Genomic DNA, 23,640 nt, shown 5'->3' with positions numbered 1-23,640 from the left:
GGGCCATGCGGACGATCCATGTCGCGCTGTCACTGTGCAGCGCGTTGCTGACGAACAAGATCTCGGTGCGGCTCGGCTTCGAGCCGTGGGCCGCGATCGGCGGCCCTGCGGACGTGACGGTGGTGGACGCACGTGACGCCGTCGGGCCACGCACGGTCGCGGTGCTGTCGTCGCCGGGTGCGGTGGCGGGTCTGGTGCGGTCGGGAGTGACCGGGCTGGTGCTCGCCGACGACCCGGTCGACGACATCGTGCGGGCGGTCCACGACGTGCACCGGTTCGGCGGGTGGGTGTCGCCCCGGCTGGTGAGCGCTCTGCTGCCCGGTCCCCCGCCGGCGTCGCTGACCGGGCGGGAGCGGGAGACGTTGCGGCTGCTCGCCGACGGCCACGAGAACGCCGAGATCGCCGCCGCCATGTTCATCACGGTCGGCGCGGTCAAGTACCACGTCTCGAACCTGCTGCGGAAGTTCGGCTGCCGCGACCGCACGCAACTGGTCTCGAGGCTAGGGCGGCCGGTGGCGGTGCGTTCATAGCGTGCGGCCCATGAGAATCCTCGTGACCGCGTTGATCGCGTTGTCCGTCCTGATAGGACTCGTGAGCCCGGCCCAGGCGGCGCCGGCCTGGCCGAACGTCAAGATCGGCGCCAACGGACCGGCCGTGCTCAGCGCCCAGCACCTGCTGCGCCACCGCGGCTACAACATCACGGCCGACGGCGACTTCGGCTCCGGCACCGAGACCGCGGTCAAGCAGTTCCAGACCGCGTCCGGCCTGACCGCCGACGGTGAGATCGGCCCGCTGACGTGGCCGAAGCTGATCGTGAGCGTGCAGCGCGGCAACAACAGCGAGGCCGTTCGCGCCGCCCAGGTCCAGCTCAACCGCTACGGGTACGGCCTGGTCGTCGACGGTGATTTCGGCGGCGGCACGCACACCGCGGCGGTCGCGTTCCAGAGCGCGAACTCCTTGGAGAGCAACGGCGTCATCGGCCCGATCACCTGGCAGGCGCTGGTCGGCGGCACCCCGTCCGGCGGCGGCGCGTTCAGCCTGCCGCTGGCTCGCGGCGATCTCCCCCGCAGCGAGTACGACGACCCGCACCACGACTACCCCGCCATCGACCTGCCGGTGACCAACCGCCCGGCCTACGCCGTGGTCAGCGGCACCGCGTACCGCATCAACGACGGCGCCACCACCGGGTGCGGCTACGGCATGAAGATCATCACCGGTGGCGTCGAGTACCAGTACTGCCACTTCTCGTCGCAGGCCGTGGCCAACGGCCAGGCCGTCAGGGCCGGCGACCGCATCGGCACCACCGGGAACACCGGCAACTCGACGGGACCGCACCTGCACTTCGCGATCAAGATCAACGGGGCGCGGCACTGCCCGCAGAACTTCCTGCTCGCGATCTACGACGGCCGCACGCCACCGGCGCCCTCGTCGTTGCCGAAGACCGGCTGCTTCTACTGAAACACCGCCAGATCTACCTGCAGCTCTGATGCGCGGGCTGATCGGGGCAACCGGCATCGAGCCACTCGCGTGTGCTCGCTTGCGCCGCCTCGATCAGCTCGCGGGCACGGCTGAAGTCGCCGGGCGAGACCCTCAACGGGCACAGCGACGGCACCACCCGCAGCGCGACGATGTCCCGGTAGTGCTCGACGTCGAGCGCCAGCCGGTGGTTCACCAGCAGCGTCAACGCCTGCAGTGCCACGGCCAGTGCTCCACGCGGCGGCTCGGTGAGCGCGCACGCGTAGCCGGTCGGCAGCACCCACACCGCGTCCGCTCCCAGGTCCACCGCGTGGGAGACCGGGTTGTTGTTCACGGCGCCGCCGTCCACCAGGTAGCGGTCGCCGATCAGCATCGGCGGGAACACCGCGGGGATCGCCGTGCTCGCCAGCACCGCGTCGACCGCGTTCCCGCTGGAGAGCAGGACTTCCGCGCCGGACAGCACGTCGGTCGCGCCGACGTGGGCGGGAATCTGGGTGCCGGTCAGGTCGATGTCGCCCAGCGACGCCCGCAGGACGCGGCGCAGCGCGGAGTTCGGCACGAGGTGGTCGCGCAACCCCAGCAGGCCGAGCACGCCCCGCACCAGCCGGATCGGGAAGACGTCCTTGCGGTCCAGGGTGATCCACCGCCGCTTCAGCCCGTCCACATCGGACGGACGGGTGGCGAACCACAGGGCGTTGGCGGCGCCCACCGAGGTGCCGACGACGAGATCAGGGCGGACATCGGCGTCGATGAGCGCGGCGAGCATGCCGGCCTCGACCGCCCCCAGACTGCCGCCGCCGGCGAACACGAACGCGGTCGCCATCCCGCCATCCTCGCGAGCCCGGCGGGGCCGCGCGAGGGGCCATTTCCTCCTCTCCGGGTGGCTCGCGGTGGCCGAACCATCCGCGCGGGGTGAACCGCTGCTCCCAGGTGCCGGACGAACGTGGGTTCCTCCTGACACGAAAGGCGGAGCGACGTGGTCAGTGCGGAGAAGCAACGACTCCAGGAAGCCGGCCCTTGGCGACGGTGGGGCCCGTATCTGAGCGAACGGCAGTGGGGCACGGTCCGGGAGGCGTCCGGCGGTGACGCGTGGGCGTCGTTCACCCACGACCAGGCCAGGTATCGCGCCTACCGGTGGGGCGAGGACGGGCTGGCCGGGTTCAGCGACGACCGGCAGCGGGTGTGCCTCTCGCTGGCGCTGTGGAACGGCACCGACCCGATCCTCAAGGAACGGCTGTTCGGCCTCACCAACGGCGAGGGCAACCACGGCGAGGACGTCAAGGAGTGCTACTTCTACCTCGACGCCACCCCGACCTCGTCCTACCAGCGGATGCTCTACAAGTACCCGCAGGCGCGGTTTCCCTACGAGGACCTGGTCGCCACGAACGGCGCACGGTCCAGAAACGACCCCGAGTACGAGCTCGCCGACACCGGGGTGTTCGACGGCGACCGCTACTTCGACGTGGTCGTGGAGTACGCGAAAGCAGGCCCGGAGGACGTGCTGATGCGCGTCACGGCCCACAACCGCGGCCCCGACGACTCCACGCTGCACCTGTTGCCCACCTTGTGGTTCCGCCACACGTGGTCGTGGGCCGGCGACGTGCGGGTGCCGTCGCTGCACAGCTGTGCGCCCGGCACGGTTCGCCTCGAACACCACGACCTCGGAACCCGGTGGTGGTACGGGGATCCGGCGGCACCGATCCTGGTCTGCGAGAACGAGACCGACAACGAGCGGGTGTTCGGCTCGCCCAACATCACGCCGTACGTCAAGGACGGCGTCGAACGCGCGGTGCTGCACCAGGACGCTTCTGCCGTCGCCCCGGACGGCGTGGGCACGAAAGCCGCGGCACACCACACGTTCCACATCCCCGCCGGTGGTCAGGCGACCGTCCGGATGCGGCTCACCGACACCATCGCCGACGATCCGTTCGCCGGCTTCGACGCCACCGTGACGGCACGGCGCGACGAGGCCGACGACTTCTACGACGAGGTGCTCGGGGGCGACCCGGGAAGCGACGAACGGCTGGTCTGCCGGCAGGCGCTGGCGGGTCTGCTGTGGTCGCGGCAGTACTACGCGTTCGACGTCGAACGCTGGCTGACCGAACGAGGCGCCGACGCGCTGGGCGCCGACCAGAACTGGCGGCACCTGCTGGCCGAGGACGTCATCGTCATGCCGGACAAGTGGGAGTACCCGTGGTTCGCCGCGTGGGACCTGGCCTTCCACGCGGTCCCGCTGGTGATCGTCGACCCGGAACTGGCGAAGCAGCAGATCGAACTGCTCCTCGGACGCCGCTACCAGCACCCGAACGGCCAGATCCCCGCCTACGAGTGGAACTTCGGCGACGTCAACCCTCCCGCGCACGCGTCGGCCGCGTGGTTCGTCTACCAGTACGACCACGACAAGGAGTTCCTGGCCCGCGTGTTCCCGCCGCTGCTGCGGGCGTTCGGCTGGTGGCTCAACCGCAAGGACGCCGACGGCCGCAACCTGTTCCAGGGCGGGTTCCTCGGGCTGGACAACATCGGGGTGTTCGACCGCAGCGCCCCGCTGCCCGCCGGAGGGCGGATCGACCAGGCCGACGGCACCGCGTGGATGGCCCTGTACTGCCAGAACCTCGTGCAGATGGCGCTCGAGCTCGGCTATCTGGAGGACGCCGCCATCCTGCTGGAGAACCTCGCCTGGATCGCGGCGGCCACCGGGCACGTCGGCAGCGGGCTGTGGGACGAGGAGGACGGGTTCTTCCACGACGTGCTGCGGCACCCGGACGGCACCTCCACGCCGTTGAAGGTGCGATCGGCCGTCGGGCTCCTGCCGCTGGCCGCCGCGACCGTGATCGGCCAGGACATCCGCCGCGAGCATCCCGGACTGGTCGAGGGCATGCGCGAGTTCCTCGACCGGCATCCCACGGTGAAAGCCGCGTTGTGGGGACACGGTGCTCAGGCCGACGTCACCGGTCCGGTGCTGTTCTCGTTGTTCGACGAGAGCCGCCTGCGCCGGATCCTCGCGCGCATGCTCGACGAACGGGAGTTCCTCGGACCACACGGGATCCGGTCGCTTTCGCGCTGGCACGCCGAACACCCGTACGTGCTTCTGCTGGACGGCGTCGAACATCGCGTCGGGTATCAGCCCGCGGAGTCCGACAGCGGCATGTTCGGCGGCAACTCCAACTGGCGCGGCCCGGTGTGGTTCCCGATCAACGTGCTGGTCATCCGCGCTCTGTTGCACCTGCACGGCTACTTCGGCGACGGCTTCACCGTCGAGTGCCCCACCGGGTCCGGACGGCACCTGACCCTGCGCGAGGTGGCCGGGGAGATCAGCGACCGGCTGATGAGCACGTTCCTGCGCGGGCCCGACGGCCGCCGTCCGGTCCACGGTGGACAGACGCGGTTCCAGGACGACCCGTTGTTCTACGAGTACTTCCACGGCGACAACGGCGCGGGCATCGGCGCGAGTCACCAGACCGGCTGGACCGCGCTCGTCGCCCTCCTCCCCCGGATGGTGACGCGATGAGCTGGCCGGAGCGCCCCGTCATCTACGAGATCAACACCGTGGTGTGGCTGAGCGAGCTGTCCCGTGCGGCGGGCCACCCGATCACGCTCGCCGACGTGCCCCCGGACACCTGGAACGCGGTGACTCCGGACGGCGTCGACGCGGTGTGGCTGATGGGCGTGTGGGAACGCAGCCTCGTCGGGCTCGCGATCGCGAACGCCCATCCAGGCCTGCGCGCGTCGTTCCACGAAGCCCTGCCGGACCTGCGCGCCGAGGACGTCTCCGGATCGCCGTACTGCGTGCGCCGCTACGTCGTGGCGGAGGAGTTCGGTGGCGACGACGGCCTCGCCCAGGCCCGTGCCGAACTCGCGGTCCGCGGGGTGCGGCTCGTCCTCGACTTCGTGCCGAACCACGTGGCGCCGGACCACCCGTGGGTCGCCGGCCATCCCGAGTTCTTCGTGCGTGGCGCGGACGGCGAGATCGAGCGCGGGAAGGACCCGTACTTCCCGGCGTGGCCGGACGTGGTGCAGCTCAACGCGTTCTCCCCCGCGCTGCGCACGGCCGCGACGATGACGCTCGCCGGAATCGCGGCCCGCTGCGACGGGATCCGGTGCGACATGGCGATGCTCGTGACGAACGAGATCTTCGCCCGCACGTGGCGCACCAGTCCCCAGCCGGAGCAGGACTTCTGGCCCGAGGTCATCGGCGGGCTGCGGGCACAGCACCCGGAGACGGTCCTCATCGCCGAGGCGTACTGGGACATGGAGTGGTCCCTGCAGCAGCAGGGCTTCAACTTCTGCTACGACAAACGGCTCTACGACCGGCTCATCGGCAGGGACGTCGCCGGCGTGCGTGCGCACCTGCACGCCGACCCCGGCTACCAGTCGCGGCTGCTGCGGTTCCTCGAGAACCAGGACGAGCCCCGCATCGCGAGCGAACTCCCGCCCGACGCGGCGAAGGCGGCCGCCGTGGCGATCGCGACCCTGCCCGGCGCGACGCTCTGGCACGAGGGCCAGTTCGAGGGCAGGCGGGTCCGGCCGCCGGTGTTCCTCACCCGGCGGCCGGACGAAACGCCTGACCACGACCTGGCCACCTGGTATCGGCGGCTGCTCGCGATCGTGGCCGGCCACGGCGTGCGCCGCGGTGACTGGCGGCTGCTCGACGTGGAGGGCTGGCCGGACAACCGCTCGTGCGAGTCGCTGCTCGCCTGGGAGTGGGCCCGGCACCTCGTGGTGGTCAACTTCTCCGACCGGCCCGCCCAGGGCCTGATCCCCGTCGACCGGCCGGGCCGGTGCACGGATCTGCTCGACGGCACGGTGTACGAGGGCATCAGTCCCCGGTACGTGGCGCTGGGGCCGTGGGGATGTCACCTGTTCGAGGCGGCCTGAGCCAGCCCGACGACCGGCGTCGCGGCGTCGAGCAGCATAGTGAGTGCGCGCGGCATCACCGGTGGTATGTCTGCTCGATCTTCTCGGTCGCCGTCTCCGCCTCGGAGCCGTGGACGACCACCGCCCAGATCACCGTGACGCACAGGGCGATGACGATCGTGGACCACAGCGGGTGCACCGACACGAACGCCAGCTGCGCCACCGCGTTCACGACCGCGAGCACCACCGCGACCACCCTTGCCCACGCGGCACCGGCGAGCAGCGCGGCGCCCGCGAGCGCCACCAGCACGCCGATCAGAAGGGTGATCCAGCCCCACGCGGTGATGTCGAAGACGAGCACCTGCGCCTCGGAAACGACGTAGTACTCACCGCGGAACAACGCCACCAGCCCCTCGATGGCGTTGAACGACCCCATGACGATCATCATGATGCCCGCGAACCAGATCCAGCCGAGCCAGCCTGTCTCCCGCATCGTGCCTCCGTTGTCTCGGAACGGTTGTGCGGCAACGGTGGCATCGGCGCACCGGGCGGCTCTTCACCCGCGAAGGGTGAGGACGCCACCCGTGCGGATCTCGCACAGTGGCGGCCATGGCGACCTTGACCGTGTGGAAGTTCGACTCGTCCGACGGGGCGCGCATCGCGCTCGACCTGCTCCGCAAACTCCAGGAACAGCAACTGATCACCATTCGCGACACGGCCTACGTGTACTGGGAGGCCGACGCGAAACGCCCGAAGACCAAGGAACTCGGCAAACTCACCGGCGCAGGCGCGCTCGGCGGGGCGTTCTGGGGCCTGCTGTTCGGGCTGATCTTCTTCATCCCGTTGCTGGGCGCGGCGATCGGCGCGGGCGTCGGCGCACTGGCCGGTTCGCTGTCCAAGGCCGGAATCGACGACGACTTCGTCCAGGAGGTGCGTGACAGCGTCACGCCCGGCACGTCGGCCCTGTTCGTGATGTCCGAGCACGCGATCGTCGACCGCGTGGCCGAGCAGTTCAAGCAGACCGGAGCCGAGCTGATCACCACGAACCTCTCGGTGCACGAGGAAGCGCTGCTGCGGGAGACGTTCACCTCCTGAGCCTGCCCAAGATCACGGTGGTGGTGCGGCCGGCGGCGACTGTCGGGGTGCTGTTGCTGGTCTACTGCCGCCTGCCGATGGATCGGCCGGAGGACGGATACACCGTCCTCCGGCCGGTCTGCGTTCGGCTGGTGGTGGTTCTGCGCCCGCACGCACTGGCTCGCCTGGGAGTCCGGCCGCCGCCCGCGCGCGGCCACTCCGCACCCCGCCCACCCGCGCGCACCGCCCACTCCCCATGCCCCGCTACCCGCGCGCTGACCTCGCTCCCATCACGGCCCATCCCCCGCCCGAACGTGATCCGCCGCCTTCCCCAGCAACGCATGAACCACCCGCAACACCCCGGCCACCCGATCCCGGTGCTCCACCAGCACCGCTACCTGCCGCTGCGCCTCCCACACGATCCGATCGGCCTGCCGCCGCGCGGTCTCCTCCACCAGCCGGACGTCCCGCAGGGTCTCCTTGCGCCGCAAGGCGAGCGCGATCTCGAAGTCCTCCTGCACCTGCGCCCGGTGCCGAGCCGCCGCCTCGTCGAGTGCACGGCGACGGGACTCGGCCTCGCGGACGAGCTCGGACATGCGCGAGCGGGTCGTTGCGAGCAGATCGCGGTGCTCGGCGTGGGCCTGCCGGGCGGAAGCCAGGACGTGGTCCTCGATCGTGCTCGCGCGTTCGGCGATCGCCGTGGCCTCGGCCAAGGCCGCGTCCACGGCGTAGCGGAGACGTTCGCCTACCGAGTCCGGGGACAGGGGCAGACGGCACAGCCGGTCGACGCGGTCGCGCAGTGCGCGGTTCTCCGCGCGGGCCGCCTCCAGGTTCCTGGCCAGCGACAGTGCCCTGGCCTCGGCGGCGTCGCGGTCCGAGGCCAGAAGCGAGAGGTCGTACGAGGTCTCGGCGACGAAGTGCTGGACCTGGTCGCGCCGGTAGCCCAGCCAGGAGACGTCGAAACCCGTGCGCAGCGGCACGAGTTCGGCGGTCATGAGCGCACCAGGGCGAGCGGCACGCGGCACAGGCCGCCGATGTCCTCGTGCAAGCCGCCGGCGGTGATCACGTGAACCCTGGTGCCGCTCAGCAACGCGGCGCGCACGGCTACGTCGGCGAGGAGGCCGCAGCGCCGCGACGGTGACCAGCCGCGGGCCACGTCGGTGGGTGCGGGGCCGTACCAAGCCGTGGCCGTGATGTCCTCTGGGTGACCGACCAGCAGGTCGTCCAGCCTGCCGGCGGCGAGTGCGGCGAGGGTTTCGTCCACGCCCTCCACGGACAGCCGACGGGCGCGGCCGCGCGAGTGGAAGTCGGCTAGCACGTCGTCGGTCCACGATCGTGCCGCCGCCCTTGTCTCCACCGCGATCCGGTGCGGGGTCAGGTCTCGGCCGGTCCACCTCAGGACCACCTCGCGGCGGACGGGGGCGGGCAGCGCCTCCCACAACGCGCCCACCACCTCGTCCTCCCCCGCCACCACCAGCAGTCTCGCCTCGTGCCGGTCCAGCAGCTCCGCGCACGCCGCCGCGGCCGACCGCACGCCTTGCCGCCACGACGGCGCCGGGTAGCTCAGCACCACCCTGCGGTCGTTGCCCGCCACCAGTTCCGTGCCGTCCCTGCCCGCGGTCACCGCCACGCGCGACGGGCGTTCCTGCAACCACGCCAGCAGCGGCAAGACGTGCGCCGGTGAGCTGAACCAGGCCAGGTCCCGGTGGCGCAGGCCGGGCGTGGCGAACACCCGTGGCGGCAGTTCCTCGCCCGCGAACGCCACGAGCGTGTCCGCGTCCGGGTAGGTGGCGCGTGCCCGTTGCAGGACTTCTCCGATGGTCTCGACCACCTGGGCTCCCGCGCCGTCGCAGCGCAGCTGGTCGGCGAGGCGGGCCCAGCGCGCCCGCCACCCGCGCAGCGGGCTCGATCCCAGGTAGACGGATGCGACCGGACGGGCCGGGCGGACGACGTCCACCAGGTCGCGCAACGCAAGTCGGCAGCTCATGCGGCTCCTCTTCCCTCAGGCGTTCACCCGCCCAGATTCGGAGCGCGGCCCTGCCCGCTGCTTCACCCGGCACAGGTGAACCCCTGCTCGCCGGCACGCCGCGACCGCCCGGTGCGGGGGAGGCCGGGTGCACACGTGCACGAGCAGCGTCAGGGCGGAGGAGGTGACCGATCTTGAGCCGTCGACGTGACCGTTCGCGGTCCCGGCGCATCGTGCTCGTGGTGATCACCGAGCCCGACGACGACTGCGCACCGCCCAGCACCACCGGAGTGCTCGCGGTGATGCGGTTCGATCACGCGATCATCCCTCGACAACGCAAATGGGGAGACAAACCGCGATGTCCGACAGTTCGGAGTGTGAACCGTCCGTCCCCGAGACCAGCCAGGCCAAGCTGCGCATACCGGCATCGGTGACACCACTCGTGTCACGCGGGCACCTACTATCCACAATGGACGAACATGTGTCCTCCGCGCCGGTCACGGCGGTCACCGGCCCGGCCGGCTGCGGCAAGACCACGCTGCTCGCCGAGTGGGCGCGCCGCCGCGAGGACCGTGTTGCCTGGCTGACTCTCGACGAGCACGACAACAGACCCGACCGGTTGCGCGCCGCCGTCCGGGACGCTCTCGCACTCGCCGAGCCGATCCCGTTGGCCGAACCGGGTTTCTCGTCGGCGGTGATCGCCGCGTTCGACCGCGTGCCGGCCTCGGTGTGCCTCGTGCTCGACGACGTGCACGAGATCCGCGACCCCGACGCCCTCGCGAGCATCGACCTGCTCACCCGGCAGTCACCCGACCGGCTCAGGCTCGTGCTGCTGGGCCGCTTCCCGCCTCCTCTGCACCTCGCCCGCCTGCACCTGGAGGGACGGCTGCGCGAGGTGCTGCCACCGGAGTTCGCGTTCACCCGCACCGAGACCGACGCGCTGCTGACCGCGCACGGCCTGCAGCTCTCCCCCGGTGACGTCGAACTCCTGTTGCGGCGCACGGAGGGCTGGGCCGGCGGACTGCGGTTCGCGATCATGCGGATGATCGCGGCTCGGGCGCGTCCGGGGGAACTGCTGATGTTCGCGGGCCTGGACCAGGTCGTCAGCCGCTACCTGGGCGAGGAGGTGCTCGCGCGGTATCCCCAGCGGGTGAACGACCTGCTCGTCGCGACGAGCGTGTGCGAGGCCGTGAGCGCGGAGCTCGCGGGAGCGCTCACCCGGCACCCGAGTCCCGGCGTGGTGCTCGACGCGCTGGAACGCACCAACTCGTTCGTCAGCAGGCTCGACTCCGCGCCCGAGTGGTACCGCTGCCACCCGGTGCTGCGGGCCCACCTGTCCGCCGAACTGCGCCGCTCCCGGCCCGCCGACGAGGCGTCGCTGCACCAGATGGCCGCGCACTGGTACCACCGGCACGACGAACCCGCCGTCGCACTGCGGCACGCGCTGCAGGCGGGCGACGACCAGCTCACCGCGGAGATCGTGGAGAACTCCGTGCTGCCCGAGGTGCTGCGGGAGGGCAGCGGCGGGCTGCGCGCCGTGTTCGACTCGGTGCCGGGCCACGTACTCGCGCGCCCTCAGGTCGGGGTGGTCGCCGCCCTGGTCGCGATGGACGCGGGCGACGTCGTGGCCGCCGACCGCGTGCTCGCCGGGCTGGGCGGCGAACCGCTTGCCCTGCGCCAGGACCGGGTGCGCGTGCTGCACGCGACCGCGTTGCTGCGCCGCGGCCGGTTCGACGCGCGTCTTGGTGAGGCGCAACAGGTCATGGCCCGCACGGCGGCCGGGCGCGGCGGCCTCGACGCCGAGGTCGCCGCGCTGCTCAACCGCGGCGTCGCCGCACTGCTGTCCGGCGATCACGCCGGCGCGGAGCACGACCTGGTGCGGGCGGCCGCGATCGGCCGGCAGGAGCGGTTCGACCACGCCGTGCTGGACTGCCAGGTCCACCTCGCGGCACTGACCAGCGCTGCCGGCGACATCCAGGCGGCAGCGGTGCAGGCGGGCGTGGCGGTCGAGTTCGCCGAGGAGAAGGGCTGGCAGTCGCACTTCGTCTGCGCGCTCGCCTACGCGTTGCTCGGCGCGCAGGCCTACCTGCGCCTGGACGATGTCCGCGCCGCGGAGCTCGCGGGTCACGCCGTCCGCGCGCTGGGCGACCGTCCCGACCCGGCCACCGGGCTCGCGGTGTCCACTTTGGACGCGGCGGTGTCGTTCCCGACGGCGGGCGATCCGCGCGCGGTCGTCGGCCGCATCCGCGAGCAGTGGCGCGATGTCGCGGCCCGCCAGGTGATTCCGCACGTCGTCGCGCACATCGCGCCGACCGTGCAGCGCATCGCGTTGCGCTCGGGCGACGAACAGTGGGCCACCGCCATGTCCGACCAGGTCGAGGCGATGTTCGGCCCGTGCGGGGAACAGGCGGTGCTGCGCGCCGTCGTGCACACCCTGCACGCCCGTTTGGGCCAGGCCCGCAAGATCCTCGAACCGCTGCTGTCCGGCGAACTCCCCACCGTGGCGGCACCGACGATCGTCGAGGGCTGGCTGCTGGAGGCCGTGCTCGTCGACCGCTCCGGCGACCAGCGCCGGGCGCACGAGGCCCTCACCAAGGCACTGGCCTTCGCCGAGCAGGCCGGCGCGCTGCGCCCGTTCCTCAACGCGGGCCAGCCGGTCCGCGACCTGCTGGCCCGCGGCGCCGGCCGGTTCGGCAGGCTGGAACCGTTCGCCACCACCACGATGACCGCACTGCCCGCCGCCGACGCCGCCTCGACCGATGTGCTGACGAGCAGGGAACGCGACCTGTTGCTCGAACTGCCCTCCATGCGCACCGCAGAGGAGATCGCCGACTCGCTGTTCGTCTCCGTCAACACCGTGAAGACCCACCTGCGCGGCATCTACCGCAAGCTCGGCGTGAACCAGCGCCGCGACGCCGTCCTCGTGGCCAGGCGGCTGGGCCTCATCTAGCGGGGGAATGGCCCCTTGGGGGCACCGGCGCCCCGCGCCACACTTGATCCACGCGAGCCCGCCGACACAATCGCCCGGCTCGTCTCACTCGCCATCGGCGAGCTTGCACCCACCCAACGGCACCCCCGGCCGTGCGTCGCTTTGGCGTGCGCACGGCCGGGTGAGGTGCCGCCACCGTCACAGCCGCCCGACCTCCGAGGCGGCGAGCAGGAAGGCGCCCACACCGAAGTTCGTGGTGTCGTTGCGCCCAACGGGCTGGTGGTCGGACGGCTGCTGCCCCACCCCCTGCACGTAGCCGAGCCTGCCGGTCGTCTGCAGGGCCAGGCGCAGCATCCCGTCCCAGCCCTTCATCGCGACCGGGCGGTAGGTCGCGTCGTTCAGCACTCCCCTGCGCACACCCCACGCCAGGCCGTAGGTGAAGAAGGCCGTCCCGCTCGTCTCCGGACCGGGGTAGTTGTTGGGGTCGCCCAGGTTGACGTTCCAGAACCCGTCCGCCCGCTGCACCCGCGCGAGCGCCGCCGCCATCGCCCGGAAGTCGGCGAGGTAGCCGGCCCGGTAGGGCGAGGTCTGCGGCAGGACCTCCAGCACCTTGGCGAGCGCCGCGAGGACCCACCCGTTGCCGCGCGACCAGTAGATGTTGCGGTTGACGAACCTGCTGTCACGCCACCAAAGGCCGAGGTTGTTGTTCCACAACCGCTGCCGCGACCACCGGTAGAGCCGGTCGCCGTACTCGGCCTTGCCCAGCCGCGCGAAGATCGGCATCGCCATGTGCAGCGCGTCGCACCACCACCAGTAGTCGACCCTGCCGGTGGCGATCGTCGCGTCGATCTCCCGCACGATCGCAGCCCGCCGGCGTGGTTCCGGGTTGTCCTCGTAGAGATCGAGGTAGGCCTGGCCCGCCGCCTGGTGGTCGGCGAAGTGCGGGTTGCTCGACGACGAGCGCAACGCGAAGTTGTGCCGGTTCGCCCAGGCCAGTGTGTAGTCGCGGTACCTGGTGTCCTGCGTGGCCTTGTACAGCGCCATGACGCCGCTGTGCAACGTGGCGTCGTGCCAGTCGTTGCCGCCCGAGCTCATGGTGCGCATCCAGTAGTCCGCCGCCAACCGGCCGGCGTCGAGCGGGCCGGCCAGTCCGGCGCCGACGAGTGGCAGGGCCGATGCCCCGAGGAGGAACGAACGCCGCCTCACCATCAGGTTTCTCCAACCTGGACATGGGCGGCGTCGTACGCCATTAGAGCGGGGGCCTGGGCCGCATGGCCAGGGTTTCGGCAGATCCCGGTCCACGAGAACGCCGGTGCGGCCGTGCGCAATCCGCCATTTCGACCATAAAGAAATGCCGATCGAATTGGACCAATTCCGCGTTCGCGAGGAAACGAATGGAGTCAATAGGCCAAGGGAGTGTCCTTGCGCACTTTCCGTAGTGTCGCACGCAACCCTGTTCGGATCTTCCGGACCGCGTGATGAGTTGAGAGAATTCGCGCGATTCCACCCCGCCGAGCCAAAGACCCGAGTCGCTCCCCTGCCGAGTAGGAGACCCCCAACTTGAGCGCGACACCCGTCTCTGTGCGCGATTTCGCTGTTCAGCAACTGCAGAACCTCCTCCACGCCGTCGATATGTCCGCCTCTTCCCAAAGGGCGGCGAAACTGCTAAGCGCCGCATTGGGCAGTGGCGGTCTCCGACCACTCGCACAAGGCCCGTTATGGCCATCCGGCGTAGCCGACGACCACTCACCTGTTGAATTCTCCGTGGCTTTCGCGGAAAACGAGCCCTCCATCGTGCGCATGATCGTCGAGTCTCTCGGGTCGCACCCGCACAGAGGTTCGAATCTTGCCGAGGCGATTGGTGTGCTCGACGTGCTGAATCGGGAGTTCGACCTGGATCCCGGGCAGCTCGACCTCGTGCGCGACCTGTTCCTGCCCCCGGACCCCCAGGGGCTCTTCACGTTCTGGTACTCGCTGATCATCCGGCCGGGCGCGGCACCGGCGATCAAGGTCTACCTCAACCCCGAGGTGCGTGGACGCGCCCGCGCCACGGGTCTCGTCCGCGAGGCCCTCACCCGGCTCGGCCTGGGCAAGGTGTACCCGACCGTCGCCGGGCACGCGTTGCGCCGCGACCAGCTCGACCGGTTCTCCTTCTTCGCACTCGACCTCGTGGACCAGCAGCGGGCCCGGGTGAAGACCTACGTCTCGCACGACGGCGCCGCGATACCCGACATCGCACGAGCGGCGGCCGCGGCACCCGGCGTGGACGCGGAACTCCTGTCGGACGTCTGCGAGCTGGCCTGCGGTGGCACCGGACCGTTCACCGGCCGGCCGCTCATGTCCAGCTACACCTTCCTGTCCGGCGACACCGGCCGGCCCAGCGGCTACTCCCTCTACATCCCGATTCGTGACTACGTGCGCGACGACCTCGAAGCGTGTGAGCGCGTCCACGCGATCATGGCCAGATACGGGCTCGACCCGGCGCCGTTCGACCGGGCGCTGGCGAGCATCGCCCGCCGGCCACTGGCCGAGGGGGTCGGGCTGATCGCCCACGTGTCACTGCGCCTGGGCAAGCCCCGGCCGGGAATCACGGTCTACCTGTCGTCCGAGGCGTACGGCGTCACGCCGCCCCGGAGCAACGCTCGTGCCGATCTAGAAGGAGCAGTGCGCACATGATGGAGCCGTACCGGATCAAGGTGGTCGAACCGATCCCCATCACGACCCGGTCCTACCGGGAACGCGTGTACGGCGAGGCCTGGTACAACCAGTTCAACCTCACCGCCGACGACGTGACGATCGATCTGCTCAGCGACTCCGGCACCGGTGCCCTGTCCGCGGAGCAGCAGGCGGCGGGCATGCGCGGCGACGAGACCTATGCGGGCGCGCGGTCGTTCTTCCGGTTCCGCGACGTGGTCGAGGACCTGACCGGCTACTCGCACATCTTCCCCGTGCACCAGGGTCGTGCCGCCGAGCGGATCCTGTTCACCGCGTTGCTCAAGCCCGGTCAGATCTCGCTCGGCAACACGCACTTCGACACGACCAGGGCGAACCTCGAACTGCTGGGCTGCGTGGTGCGGGACATCCCCTGCCAGGAGGCCAAGAACCTCGACAGCGACGACCCGTTCAAGGGCGACATCGACCTCGTCGCTCTCAAGAAGGCGTTGAAAGGGCCGGACGACGTCGGGATCGTGCTCATGACGATCACCAACAACGGCGGCGGCGGGCAGCCGGTGTCGATGGCGAACCTGAAGGCGGCGAGCAAGCTGTGCCGCAAGCACGGGGTGCCGTTCATCCTCGACGCGGCCAGGTTCGCCGAGAACGCGTGGCTCGTGACCCAGCGGGAGGAGGCCTTCCGCGACCACACTCCGCTGGAGGTCGCGAGGCTCGCGTTCGGGTTGGCCGACGGTTGCGTGGCCAGCCTCAAGAAGGACGGCATCGTCCACATGGGAGGGATGCTCGGGGTCAACGACCCGGAGCTGGCCAAGCGGTGCGAGCTCCTGCTGATGGCCACCGAAGGCTTCCGCACCTACGGCGGGCTTTCGGGACGTGACCTCGACATGATCGCGCAGGGCCTGCTCGAGGTGACCGACCCCGAGTACCTGCGGGCGCGCGCCGCGGCAACGGAGTACCTCGCCGAGTGCGCCCGTCAGGCCGGTGTGGACAGTGTGCGCCCGGCCGGCATCCACGCGGTCTACCTCAACGCGGGCCGGCTGCTGCCGCACATCCCGCCGAGCCGGTTCACGGGCCATGCCCTCGCATCCGAGCTCTACCTGGCGGGCGGAATCCGGTGCGCCGAGCTCGGTTCGCTCTACCTCGGGGAGATCACCGAGTCCGGCGAGCTGATCACGCCCGCGCCGTTCGAGCTCGTGCGCCTGGCGATTCCGCGCCGCGTGTACACCAAGAGTCACCTCGAGTACGTGGGCGAGACGCTCGCGGAGATCGCCAAGAACGTCGAGAAGGTGCCGGGCTACCGCCTGGTCGAGGCACCCGCGATTCTGCGGCCGTTCCGCGCGCGGCTCGAGCAGGTGCGCTAGTGCCATGAGGGTGACCTTCATGGACCTGAGGTCCATGAAGGTCACCCTCATGGCACACGAACGGCACTGCGGTGCCGGCGCCGACCTACACTCGCCGATGTGCTGATGGGGCGCGAGTCCGAGCGTCGACAGATCGAGCGGCTCGTCGCGAGCGCCCGGATCGGGCACGGCGGTGTCCTGGCCATCACGGGTGAGCCCGGCGTCGGCAAGACCGCGTTGCTGCACAGCGCGGATGACTGCGCCACGGGCATGAACGTCCTGTGGGCCGCCGGCAGCGAGCCCGAACGGGAGATTCCCTTCAGCGCCTTGCACCAGGTGCTGCGCCCCGCGCTGGACCGCCTCGACGAGATCCCCGAACCCCAGGCCCAGGCGTTGTCCGTCGCTCTCGCGTTGCGCCCAGGACCGGTGGGTGACCGGTTCGCGGTCGGCGCCGCCACGCTGAGCCTGCTCTGCCGGTTCGCGGAGGACCGGCCGCTCGCGGTCCTGCTCGACGACCTGCACCTGTTCGACCGGCCGTCCGCGGACGCGCTGGCGTTCGCGGCCAGGAGACTCGTGGCCGATCCGATCGTTCTGCTGGCCACCACGCGGTCACCGGATCCCGGGCTGCCGACGCTACCGCTGGCGGGCATCGACCTGGCCGCCGCGGGTGAGCTGGTCTCCAGCCGGTCCGACGTGCCCGTGTCACCCGAGCTGCTCGCGCGACTGCACCTCGCGACCGCGGGCAACCCGCTCGCGCTGATCGAACTGGCCGCAGGGGCGCACCGGCTGGAACACGCCTCTCCCGAGGCGCCGCTCCCGGTGTCCGCGGCGCTGGCCGACGAGTTCGCCGAGCAGGCGCGGTCACTCGGCGCGGCCGGGCGCGCGGCGCTGACCGTCGTCTCGGTGGCGGGCAACGACCTGCGGGTGGTCGGCGGTGCGTGCCGGCTGCTCGGCGTCGCCGTGGACGCGCTGGCCGAGGCCGAGAGCGCCGGGCTGGTCCGGATCGCCGATGACCGGGTCGAGTTCCGTCATCCGCTGATCCGCGCGGCCGTGTACGGCGACGCCACACCTCAGCACCGCCGGTCCGTCCACCGCGCCGTCGCCGAGGTGCTCGGCCCGCACGACGCCGACCGGCACGCGTGGCACCTGGCCGAGGCGACGCTCGGGCCGGACGCCCGCGTCGCCGATCTTCTTGTCCTGGCGGCGAAGCGAGCACACGAACGAAGTGCGCACGACATCGCCGCGACCGCCTACGAGCGGGCCGCGCGGCTCAGCCCTGATGTCGAACGGCACGCGTCGCTGTGCGTGGCGGCGGCGGAGTCGGCGTGGCTGGCCGGCACCACGCCGCGCGCCATCGCGTTGCTCGACGAGTCCGGCGATCTGACCGAGCCGAAGGCCGTCGAACTGCGCGGCGCGATCGCGGCACGGACCGGCTCCCTGACCGAGGCGCGTGACCTCTGCCGGACGGCCGCGCGGCGGTCAGGCAACGCCGACGAAGGCGTCGTGCTCCTGGCTGACGCGGTCAACGCCTGCTTCTACCTCGGTGACGCCACGACCGGGGTCGAACTGGCCCTCGAGATCGAAGAACTGCTTGGCCAGGTGACAACGCCGCGGGCACGAGGCCTTGGCCAGATGGCCGCGGGCGCGGCGCGGATCCTCGCCAACCGCGGCGGCGCCGACCAGATCCGGGCCGCGATCGAGCTGCTCGCCACCTCCGGGCGGCTGCGCGACGACCGGCACCGGATGCCGTGGCTGATGATCGGGCCGTTGTTCCTGCGCGACTCGGACTCCGGGGCGGAGCTTCGGCGCATCGTCGGCGAGGCACGCGCGGACGCGGCCGTCGGGACGCTCCCGGCGTTGCTGTTCCACGTCGCGCGGGACGAGGCCACCACGAACCAGTGGGTCCGCGCCGAAGCGACCTACGACGAGGCCACCCGGCTCGCGAGGGAGACCGGGCAGAACACCGATCTGGCCATGTGCCTGGCCGGGCTGGCGTGGCTGCGGGCGCGCCTCGGCGACGAGGCGCAGTGCCGCGCGCTCGTGGCGGAAGCGCTGCCGATCTGCCGCGCCCGCGACATCCACGTCGGCCGGGTCTGGTCGCTCTTCGCGTTGGGAGAGCTGGAACTCGGGCTGGGCGACCCGCGCAAAGCGCTGGCACACCTGGAAGAGCTGGCCGCCCTGCTCGACGAGCTCCAGCTCACCGACCCGGACCTCTCCCCCGCACCCGAGCTCGCCGACGTGCTGGTGCGACTGGGCCGGCGCGAGGACGCCTGGCGGGTCGCGCGGCGCTACCGGTCCGAAGCGGCGGCGAAAGGCCAGCCGTGGGCGATGGCACGCGCCGAACGGACGATCGGCGTGCTCAGCCCGGCCTTCGACGTGCACTTCGAGGCGTCACTTCTGTTCCACGACCGAACCCTGGACGACTTCGAGACCGCGCGCACCCGGCTCGCCTACGGTGCCCGCCTGCGCCGCGCCCGGCGGCGGGTGGACGCCCGGCCACAGCTGCACGGCGCGCTGGAGACGTTCGAGAACCTGCGTGCGGTGAGGTGGGCGGATCTCGCCGCGATCGAACTGGGGGCGACGGGCGAGACGATCCAGCGACGCGCACCCAGTGACGCACAAGCCCTTACGCCACAAGAACTGCAGGTGTCGCTCCTGCTCGCGGAGGGCAAGACCACCCGCGAGGTCGCCGCCGCCCTGTTCCTGAGCCCGAAGACGATCGAGTACCACCTGCGCAAGGTCTACACGAAGCTCGGCATCAGATCACGCGCCGAACTGGCGACCCGGCTGCCCTGACGCTCTCACACGGAACTCTCGCGCAACTGCGCGAGCAGCTCGTTCTGCCCGGCCAGCAACTCCGTCAGGATCCTCCTGGCCGCCTTCATCAGATCGGCCACGTCACCGCCCGCGAGCGCGTACACCACCGTCGAGCCCTCACGGGTCGCCGTCACGATGCCGGATCTGCGCAACACAGCGAGCTGCGCGGAGAGGTTGGACGCCTCCACGTCGATCTCGGCGAGCAGATCACGCACGGCCTTCGGACCGTCCTGCAACAGCTCCAGCACCCGGATGCGCACGGGGTGGCCGAGCATCCGGAAGAACTCCGCCTTCGCCTGGTACAGCGGAACGGGCACCGCTCACCCCTCCTCGGGCGCGTCGAGGACCACTCCGTGCTCGGCGGCCAGGCGCCGCAGGTTGGCGAGATCGGCGCCGTGCACCTCGGCGGCGTACTCGTCCTGCTGCTCCACGGCCCGGCGCACCGCCTCCTCCGCCTGCTTGAGACGGATGAGCAGGCTGTCCTTGAACTCGTTCACAGCACCACAACCTGTCGAATTGAAGAATTCTTCAATTCGACACTCTACAAGTCCGACAACTGCCGTGCACGTCCCGAACAGGTGGTTGTAGCGTGGATCGATGATGGCGCTGACCGCAGACGACGAGCTAGCGATGGCACTGACCAACGCCATCCGCACCGGAGACGCCGACGGTCTCCGCGACCTCCTGCGGGACCGTCCCGACCTCGTCACCGCGCGCATCGACGGCCGCTCACCACTGCACATCGCCACCGACTGGCCCGGCCACTTCCCCCACGTCGCGACCACCATCGCCGTCCTCGTCGAATCGGGTGCGGAGGTGAACGCGCGCTTCCGGGGCACGCACACCGAGACGCCGTTGCACTGGGCGGCCAGCAGTGACGACGTCGAGGCACTCGACGCGTTGCTGGACGCCGGAGCCGACATCGACGCCGACGGCGCCGTCATCGCGGGCGGCACCCCACTGGCCGACGCGCGCGCCTTCGCGCAGTGGCGCACCGCCCACCGGCTCGTCGAGCGTGGCGCCACGACGACGCTCACCGACGCGGCGACGCTCGGACTCCTCGACCGCGTGCGGACCTACTTCCCAGGCGCCGCAAGCGAAGAGGTGAACCTGGCGTTCTGGGGCGCGTGCCACGGCGGCCGGCGGGAGTGCGCCGAGTTCCTCCTCGGCCAGGGCGCCGAGCTGAACTGGATTCCGCCGTGGGAACCGATGACGCCGCTCGACGCCGCCCAGCGCGGTGAATGGCACGACCTCGTCGCCTGGCTGCGGGATCAAGGCGCGACATCGGCTGCTCGCTGACCGCGCGGGTGATTCGCGGCGCGGTTCCACAACGGGCCGCTGATGCCGTCGTGAGGTGCCCACCCATCGCAGGGGTGCCGCTGACGGGAGAACCGGGTCCCGAGCCGCCTGGTGCGACCTCCACACCAAGACGCGGCGTGGTCGAGCGGCGGCACGGACAGGTCTATCATCGGTGGTGATCAAGTTTCCCGGTCCGGCGGTCCTCCGACTCGCCGGCAGGGTGTGATGCTCGGCCGCTCCGGACCCCGGCGGTGCCCCTTATCTCCCGTCTGCACGCCTGGAGACTCGCCGTGGCCGTTTCGGATGTCCTTCCCGTGCCCCGCCAGATCGGCGGTTCCGACGTGTCGCGGCTGGAGGCGGACATCCGCGCGTTGCGTGCGATGGACTACCGGCACGGCGGCGAGGCGTGCATCGGCGCCGTCCGCGCTCGGATGCGCGAATGCAGGGGAATGGCGGCGGCCTCCGCGACGGAACCGGTGCGTCAACGGCTGCGCGTCGCCCTGGCCGATCTGCACAACCTCGCCGGATGGGTGTGCTTCGACGCCGGTCTGGTCAGCGCCGCTCGCGCGTACTTCTCCCACGCCCTGGTGCTGGCGGGCCGTGGCCGCAACGACGGGCTGGTCGCCAACATCTGCTATCGGCTCGGCCGCGTGTGCCTGCACGAGGGAAGCCTCGCCGAGGCGCTGGACTACTTCGAGCTCGGTCACGTCGACGTGGCGCGGCCACGCGACGAGGTCGGGGCCAGCCTCCTGTCCATGAACGCCGCGTGGGTGCACGCCAAGCAGGGCGACGAAGCGACGGCGTGTGCTCTGCTCGATCGCGGCCGCGACCGGTTCGCCACCGCCGACCGCACCTCCGTGCCGGGGTGGGCCAAGTTCTTCACCGAGAACGACATGGCGGCGCTGACGGGTGCCGTCCACACCGATCTGGCCCGCACCGCGGATCCGCGGCACACCCGCGTCGCCGTTCCACTGCTCACCGGCGCGATCGCCGGCTACAGCAACGCGATGGCTCGCAGTCGCGCTTTCAGTCTGATCCTGCTGGCGACCAATCACCTCATCGAGGGAGACCTCGACCGCGCGGTGGACGTCGGGTTCCGCGCGCTGGTGTCCACAGAGGACCTGGATTCCGCGCGCGTCCGCGATCAGCTCCGCTCACTCGGCCAACACGCGCGCCGGCACGACTTCCACGCCGGCGCACGGGAACTGGCCGCTCGAACGGCCGCCGTCACCGCTCCCCCGTCCCGCGGCTGACACGTCACACGGGATCCGGCCCGATCGTCGCCGCGGCCGGTTCGTCACCGCCGGTGTCCAGCCGGAAAGGCGGATAGGTGTCGGTCATCAGCCCGGCGTAGGCGGCGACACGCAGTGCCCAGCGGTCCATGCCCAGCAGGAAGTCGAACAGTCCCTGCGGATAGCGCCCGGTGAACAGCAGCGCGACGCCCGCGAACAACGCGATCAGGCTGATCAGACCGCCGCCGGAGTTGTACACCCGCTGTCCTGCCTCGTAAGCGACGTAACTGCCGCCACCGACGAAGATTCCCACGATCGCGTAGTGCGGAATCGCGAGCAGCCACCACTTGACCAGCACCAGTCCACGCGAGAGGTGCTCGGGGTAGGCGACGTCGAGCGTCGCGGGGTAGTCGGGCTCCTCGCCGAGGCTGAACGGCGGGTACTTGTCGGTGGCCAGCGCACCGTAGGTGTAGTAGGCGACGCGCCACGTCCAGCGCAGCACGCCCACGTTGAACTCGAACAGACCGCGCGGGTAGCGCCCGGTGAACAGGATCGCGAAGAAGGCCACCACGCTCACCACGATGAACGCGAGCCACAGGAAGGCGAGCACGAGGTAGTGCGGGATCGCCAGGAACCACTTCACCAGCCACAGCCAGCGACTCAGTCCGGGGTCCAGCCTCCCGTGCACCCGCATCGGATAACCGGCTGTCGCCGTCGTCATCTCGTCCTCCTCGAGCAGCAGTACTCGTTGCGAGGTCGTGCGATGTCACGGCATCGTCCTGTTCGGACTGTTCCTGCGATTTTCGTCGACAGGTCCGCCGGCGGGACTCTCGTCGCGATGTGCCAGTCGACGACCCTCAGGCTGAAATCACACCGGGGTCCAGGGCACTTGTACCCGACCCTACGCCCTTCCACCCCAAAGCTCTACGTACTCGTTCGCCGGATCGCGGCGGGAGAACAACGGCACCGGAGCAGGGTCTTTCGGCACGCTCGCACGCCCCCGAACAAGCGCACTGTGAAGGAGACGGAGAGTCCGGCGTGTTTTTCGGCCGACCTCACCGCATCTGGATGGAGCGTTCTCATGAGTGCCTGGATCGTTTTCGGCATCATCGCCCTGGTGGTGTTGCTCCTGGGGCTGTCAGTGAAGGTGGTCAAGCAGTACGAGCAGGGTGTGTTGTTCCGCCTGGGACGGGTGCACGGGGTCCGCATGCCGGGCCTGCAGCTGATCATTCCGGTGGTGGACGTCCTGCACCGGGTGACGTTGCGGATCATCACGCTGCCGATCCAGTCGCAGGGGATCATCACCAAGGACAACGTCAGCGTCGACGTCTCCGCGGTCGCGTACTTCAAGGTCGTCGACGCGGTGAAGTCGGTCGTCGCGATCGAGAACGTCTACCACGCCATCGACCAGATCGCCCAGACCACGCTGCGCAAGGTCGTCGGGCAGCACACCCTCGACCAGACGCTGTCCGAAACGGACCAGATCAACATCGGCATCCGCGAGATCCTCGACGTCACCACCGTCGAGTGGGGCGTGGAGGTCACTTTGGTGGAACTGAAGGACATCCAGCTGCCGGACAGCATGAAGCGCGCCATGGCGAGGCAGGCCGAGGCCGAGCGGGAGAAGCGCGCGAAGATCATCAACGCCGAGGGCGAGTCGCTGGCCGCGGCGGCGCTCGGCGACGCGTCGGACACGATGATGGCTCACCCGCTGGCGTTGCAGCTGCGCAACCTGCAAACGCTGGTCGAGCTCGGCGTGGACAAGAACACCACGGTGGTGTTCCCCGCACCGTTGATGAGCACCATCGGCGAACTCGGCTCCTTCCTGGCCCGCGAGTCCGCCGCGGCGGCGTCCACGATGGACGGACCGGCCCCCATCCCGATGCAGCCGCTCGGCACACCACAAGCGAAAGAGATTCCGGCGAACGGCGAACCACTCCCCGCCCCGCGGTAGAAGTTCGCTCGCCCGGCCGGTTTCAT

The 23,640-nt window shown here is 70.5% G+C and carries 19 protein-coding genes and 1 pseudogene; 12 read left to right on the top strand and 8 right to left on the bottom strand.

Translation table 11 applies throughout. From position 1 onward, the window contains the following. Positions 1 to 5: 5 nt before the first annotated feature. Complete coding sequence (locus ACIA8G_RS13355) at positions 6 to 530, top strand: LuxR C-terminal-related transcriptional regulator (RefSeq protein ID WP_396418653.1); 525 nt, start codon at positions 6 to 8, stop codon at positions 528 to 530. A 10-nt stretch (positions 531 to 540) separates the two neighbouring features. Continuing rightward, positions 541 to 1,458 (top strand): peptidoglycan-binding protein, encoded by a 918-nt coding sequence (locus ACIA8G_RS13350; protein ID WP_396418651.1) that lies wholly within the window; start codon positions 541 to 543, stop codon positions 1,456 to 1,458. Positions 1,459 to 1,471: 13 nt separating this feature from the next. On the opposite strand, the gene ACIA8G_RS13345 is transcribed toward ACIA8G_RS13350, so the two are convergent. Continuing rightward, complete coding sequence (locus tag ACIA8G_RS13345; RefSeq protein ID WP_396418650.1) at positions 1,472 to 2,299, bottom strand: patatin-like phospholipase family protein; 828 nt, start codon at positions 2,297 to 2,299, stop codon at positions 1,472 to 1,474. A 153-nt stretch (positions 2,300 to 2,452) separates the two neighbouring features. On the opposite strand from ACIA8G_RS13345, the gene ACIA8G_RS13340 reads away from it, so the two are divergent. Together ACIA8G_RS13340 and ACIA8G_RS13335 are read left to right on the top strand one after the other, a co-directional pair. Then, on the top strand, positions 2,453 to 4,984 hold the full coding sequence (locus tag ACIA8G_RS13340) for an MGH1-like glycoside hydrolase domain-containing protein (RefSeq protein ID WP_396418649.1): 2,532 nt from the start codon (positions 2,453 to 2,455) through the stop codon (positions 4,982 to 4,984). Continuing rightward, positions 4,981 to 6,351 carry an alpha-amylase family glycosyl hydrolase gene (locus ACIA8G_RS13335; RefSeq protein WP_396418648.1) on the top strand — a complete coding sequence of 457 codons (1,371 nt, stop codon included), beginning with the start codon at positions 4,981 to 4,983 and terminating at the stop codon, positions 6,349 to 6,351. The genes ACIA8G_RS13340 and ACIA8G_RS13335 overlap by 4 nt, the downstream gene beginning before the upstream one ends. Positions 6,352 to 6,406: 55 nt before the next feature. Here the strand turns inward: ACIA8G_RS13335 and ACIA8G_RS13330 are convergent, their stop codons facing one another. Next, entirely contained in the window at positions 6,407 to 6,823 is a 417-nt protein-coding gene (locus ACIA8G_RS13330; protein WP_396418647.1) for a hypothetical protein, read from the bottom strand. A gap of 116 nt (positions 6,824 to 6,939) precedes the next feature. Between ACIA8G_RS13330 and ACIA8G_RS13325 the strand changes: the two genes are divergently transcribed. Continuing rightward, on the top strand, positions 6,940 to 7,425 hold the full coding sequence (locus ACIA8G_RS13325) for a DUF1269 domain-containing protein (protein ID WP_396418646.1): 486 nt from the start codon (positions 6,940 to 6,942) through the stop codon (positions 7,423 to 7,425). Positions 7,426 to 7,694: 269 nt separating this feature from the next. Here ACIA8G_RS13325 and ACIA8G_RS13320 read toward each other — a convergent pair whose 3' ends face one another. Together ACIA8G_RS13320 and ACIA8G_RS13315 are read right to left on the bottom strand one after the other, a co-directional pair. Then, positions 7,695 to 8,399: a hypothetical protein gene (locus ACIA8G_RS13320; protein WP_396418645.1), complete on the bottom strand. Its 705-nt coding sequence runs from the start codon at positions 8,397 to 8,399 to the stop codon at positions 7,695 to 7,697. Continuing rightward, positions 8,396 to 9,391, bottom strand: coding sequence for a hypothetical protein (locus ACIA8G_RS13315; RefSeq protein ID WP_396418644.1), 996 nt, complete (start codon positions 9,389 to 9,391; stop codon positions 8,396 to 8,398). Before ACIA8G_RS13315 ends, ACIA8G_RS13320 begins: the two co-directional genes overlap by 4 nt. Before the next feature lie 448 nt (positions 9,392 to 9,839). Here ACIA8G_RS13315 and ACIA8G_RS13310 point away from each other — a divergent pair, with 448 nt between their 5' ends. Beyond that, positions 9,840 to 12,320, top strand: a complete 2,481-nt coding sequence (locus ACIA8G_RS13310; RefSeq protein ID WP_396418643.1) for a LuxR C-terminal-related transcriptional regulator — start codon at positions 9,840 to 9,842, stop codon at positions 12,318 to 12,320. 177 nt (positions 12,321 to 12,497) lie between these two features. Here the strand turns inward: ACIA8G_RS13310 and ACIA8G_RS13305 are convergent, their stop codons facing one another. Next, positions 12,498 to 13,508, bottom strand: a complete 1,011-nt coding sequence (locus tag ACIA8G_RS13305; protein ID WP_396418642.1) for a glycoside hydrolase family 105 protein — start codon at positions 13,506 to 13,508, stop codon at positions 12,498 to 12,500. Between the two features lie 423 nt (positions 13,509 to 13,931). Between ACIA8G_RS13305 and ACIA8G_RS13300 the strand changes: the two genes are divergently transcribed. The 3 genes from ACIA8G_RS13300 to ACIA8G_RS13290 all read left to right on the top strand — a co-directional run bounded on the left by ACIA8G_RS13300 (position 13,932) and on the right by ACIA8G_RS13290 (position 19,108). Further along, positions 13,932 to 14,975 carry a tryptophan dimethylallyltransferase family protein gene (locus ACIA8G_RS13300; protein ID WP_396418641.1) on the top strand — a complete coding sequence of 348 codons (1,044 nt, stop codon included), beginning with the start codon at positions 13,932 to 13,934 and terminating at the stop codon, positions 14,973 to 14,975. Then, the gene (locus ACIA8G_RS13295) at positions 14,972 to 16,333 is read left to right on the top strand and encodes a tryptophanase (RefSeq protein WP_396418640.1); all 1,362 of its coding nucleotides are present in this window, start codon (positions 14,972 to 14,974) and stop codon (positions 16,331 to 16,333) included. Before ACIA8G_RS13300 ends, ACIA8G_RS13295 begins: the two co-directional genes overlap by 4 nt. 105 nt (positions 16,334 to 16,438) lie before the next feature. Beyond that, the gene (locus ACIA8G_RS13290; protein WP_396418705.1) at positions 16,439 to 19,108 is read left to right on the top strand and encodes an ATP-binding protein; all 2,670 of its coding nucleotides are present in this window, start codon (positions 16,439 to 16,441) and stop codon (positions 19,106 to 19,108) included. Positions 19,109 to 19,113: 5 nt separating this feature from the next. On the opposite strand, the gene ACIA8G_RS13285 is transcribed toward ACIA8G_RS13290, so the two are convergent. Together ACIA8G_RS13285 and ACIA8G_RS13280 are read right to left on the bottom strand one after the other, a co-directional pair. Beyond that, positions 19,114 to 19,446, bottom strand: a complete 333-nt coding sequence (locus ACIA8G_RS13285) for an ArsR/SmtB family transcription factor (RefSeq protein ID WP_396418639.1) — start codon at positions 19,444 to 19,446, stop codon at positions 19,114 to 19,116. Between the two features lie 3 nt (positions 19,447 to 19,449). Further along, positions 19,450 to 19,626 carry a hypothetical protein gene (locus ACIA8G_RS13280; protein WP_396418638.1) on the bottom strand — a complete coding sequence of 59 codons (177 nt, stop codon included), beginning with the start codon at positions 19,624 to 19,626 and terminating at the stop codon, positions 19,450 to 19,452. A gap of 100 nt (positions 19,627 to 19,726) precedes the next feature. Between ACIA8G_RS13280 and ACIA8G_RS13275 the strand changes: the two genes are divergently transcribed. Together ACIA8G_RS13275 and ACIA8G_RS13270 are read left to right on the top strand one after the other, a co-directional pair. Then, positions 19,727 to 20,428, top strand: a complete 702-nt coding sequence (locus ACIA8G_RS13275; RefSeq protein WP_396418637.1) for an ankyrin repeat domain-containing protein — start codon at positions 19,727 to 19,729, stop codon at positions 20,426 to 20,428. A 290-nt stretch (positions 20,429 to 20,718) separates the two neighbouring features. Continuing rightward, entirely contained in the window at positions 20,719 to 21,681 is a 963-nt protein-coding gene (locus ACIA8G_RS13270; RefSeq protein ID WP_396418636.1) for a tol-pal system YbgF family protein, read from the top strand. Between the two features lie 16 nt (positions 21,682 to 21,697). Here ACIA8G_RS13270 and ACIA8G_RS13265 read toward each other — a convergent pair. Next, positions 21,698 to 22,381: pseudogene (locus tag ACIA8G_RS13265) on the bottom strand (DUF4389 domain-containing protein); the annotation flags it as partial. A gap of 360 nt (positions 22,382 to 22,741) precedes the next feature. Here ACIA8G_RS13265 and ACIA8G_RS13260 point away from each other — a divergent pair. Continuing rightward, positions 22,742 to 23,614 carry a slipin family protein gene (locus tag ACIA8G_RS13260; RefSeq protein WP_396418635.1) on the top strand — a complete coding sequence of 291 codons (873 nt, stop codon included), beginning with the start codon at positions 22,742 to 22,744 and terminating at the stop codon, positions 23,612 to 23,614. Positions 23,615 to 23,640: the final 26 nt, after the last annotated feature.

Origin of the sequence: Lentzea sp. NPDC051213, assembly GCF_044455585.1 — a bacterium.
In the GTDB taxonomy this organism is placed as follows: domain Bacteria; phylum Actinomycetota; class Actinomycetes; order Mycobacteriales; family Pseudonocardiaceae; genus Lentzea.
This window is presented reverse-complemented; position numbering and strand designations above follow the sequence as displayed.